This window comes from Bradyrhizobium sp. NAS80.1 (assembly GCF_001908205.1).
In the GTDB taxonomy this organism is placed as follows: Bacteria; Pseudomonadota; Alphaproteobacteria; order Rhizobiales; family Xanthobacteraceae; genus Bradyrhizobium.
Genome location: NZ_LGHL01000404.1, coordinates 1 through 2,570, shown reverse-complemented (window position 1 = coordinate 2,570; position 2,570 = coordinate 1). Strand labels below are relative to the sequence as shown.

Sequence of the window (2,570 nt, the reverse complement as noted above, 5' to 3'; positions counted from 1 at the left end):
CCCCCTCAAGAGCGCGATGCGGAAAGCCACGCTGCGAATAATTCCGTTTCTGGCGCTCGCGTACGTAGTCAACTTCCTTGACCGCACCAGCGTCGGCTTCGCCGCCCTCGAAATGAACAAAGCGATAGGCCTCACGGCGACCCAGTTCGGCTGGGGCGCAGGCATTCTGTTTGTCAGTTATTGCTTGTTCGAAGTGCCAAGCAATCTCGCCATGTACCGATTCGGCGCACGCCGCTGGCTTGCGCGGATCATGATTACCTGGGGCATCGCTGCCACAGCAAATGCGCTCGTCGTCGGGCCGTTCAGCTTCTATTTCGTTCGCTTCGTTCTTGGGGCGTTCGAGGCGGGGTTCTTTCCGGGGGTTATCTGGTATCTCTCCATCTGGTTCCCAAGCCAATACCGCACCCGTGCCATGGCTGCGTTTGTAGCCGCGGCCCCGCTCTCCCAGCTCGTAGGCGGTCCGATCTCGGTCTCGCTGATGCAGCTTGAGGGTACCCTCGGTTTGGCAGGCTGGCAGTGGATGTTCATCATAGAGGGGTTGCCAGCTGTGGTGCTGGGCCTTCTCTGCCTTAAAGTTCTGTCCGACACGCCAGAACAGGCAGCCTGGTTGACGCCTGTGGAGCGGCAGTCGCTGGTGGGAGCGCTCGCGAGCGAGGTTCACGAGCGGCCAAAGAAGGACCTCCTCACTGCAATGAAGGACGCGCGTGTCCTGCTGTCTGCGCTGATCGTGTTCTGCTATACCGTCGGCTCCTACGGGCTCAGCGTATGGCTGCCTTTGATTCTGAAAGGCCATGATCTGTCTATCTCGATGATCGGGTGGCTCTCCGCGATTCCGTTTCTCTTCGCGACTTTATCTACGTTTGCAATCGCGCACTTCGCCGATAAGACCGGACTCAAGATCTATGCGCTGATCTTCACGCTCGTGCTCGGCGTTTCCGGCCTCGTGATGTCGGTCTACTTTCAGTCCCTCATCTCGGCCATGGTTTGGGTCACGATCAGTCTGTGCGGCGTCATTTCGGCTCGGATGATCTTCTACACGGTGCCACAGGTCTTCCTTACCGGCGCAGCGGCGGCAGGCGGTCTTGCTTTCATCAACTCAGTCGGCTCTCTCGGCGGCTTTGTTGGACCTTTCATGATGGGCTGGCTGAAGGACGCGACGAAGTCCTACGACCTCGGAATGCTCGGCATGGCCGGCATACTGGTCGTAGCGATCATCGCAACCATCGCTCTCAAGGGCTTGGTCAAGAACGCCTAACCGCCACGGCGGATGAGAGACGACGACGCTGGTCCAAATTCGCGATTCTGCACGACACCGGGAGATCAGATGGCACTAAAGGCTCAACACACTCTTTGCGCCGCGCCGAGAGATATTACAGGCTTCGAGGAGTTGATGCTCTTGCGTGGTCGCGATGATGTGTCTGCCGGCGAAGTCGCGATCCACGGTCACGATCCGTTCTACGAGACACCATTTCGAGTCGGCGAGAGTGTCGCTGCGGCGCTCGCCGCCACGGGCGTTGCGGCGAACGACATCTGGCAAGCCCGGACCGGGAGCCGTCAGAAGATCCAGCTGGACCTGCGCCATGCCGCTGCGACGCTGCGGACCGTGGACTATACCCAGCTGCGCGGCGCGACCGGCGACTATCGCATCATCCCGATTCGAGACGCGATGACGCACATGATTTCCGTGACGCAACCATGGCAAGCGGCGGATGACCGCTGGGTGCTGCCTCACTTCAATCTGCCTCACCTCGCAGCACGGGTTCTGGAAGTGCTGGACTGCGAAAGCACACCGCAATCGGTCCAAGAGGCGGTAGGCAGATGGAATTCCGATGAACTCGAGGAGGCGATCGCCGCGGCTGATGCCTGTGGCGGCAAGATCCGCACCGCACAGGAGTGGTTGCTGCACGCTCAAGGTCGCTACCTCGCCGATAAGCCTGCCATCGAGATCACCCGGATCAGCGACAGTGCTCCGGAACCGTTTCATCCTGGCGAGCGGCCACTCTCTGGGGTTCGGGTGCTCGATCTCACGCGCATCCTGGCCGGGCCGATCGCCGGCCGGACTCTGGCCGAGCATGGTGCCGATGTGCTGATGGTAACCGCCCCAGACTTGCCGCAGACGCCGGAACACGTTCGTGACACCAGCCAAGGCAAGCGCAGTTGTTTTCTCGACATCACGCGCGCAGAAGGGGCCAGGCGTTTAATGGCGCTTGCTGCCAACGCCGATGTCTTCATCGACGGTTACCGACCTGGCCGCCTCGCCAGCCGGGGGTTCGGAGTTGAAGCCCTGGCGGAGAAGAGGCCAGGGATCATACACGTGACCATTAGCTGTTTCGGGTCAGGGGGGCCATTTGCCTCACGAGCAGGATGGGAGCAGGTTGCGCAGGCCGTGACAGGCATTTGCCATACCAACGGCCAGTTGAGCGGTGACGGAACGCCGAAGCTCGTTTTTGCACCAATGTGTGACTACATGACGGGCTATCTGGCAGCGTACGGTGTCATGCTGGCGCTGGCGCGACGGGCGCGGGAAGGCGGCAGCTATTCAGTGCACGTCTCGCTTTGCCAGTCAGCCA

At 60.7% G+C, this 2,570-nt stretch carries 2 protein-coding genes; both read left to right on the top strand.

The window, feature by feature from the left end; all coding sequences use genetic code 11:
* The coding region (locus AC629_RS43855; RefSeq protein WP_084810782.1) for an MFS transporter at positions 1-1,255 on the top strand (1,255 nt) is incomplete at its 5' end.
* Positions 1,256-1,324: 69 nt separating this feature from the next.
* The coding region (locus tag AC629_RS43850; RefSeq protein ID WP_210419238.1) for a CoA transferase at positions 1,325-2,570 on the top strand (1,246 nt) is incomplete at its 3' end.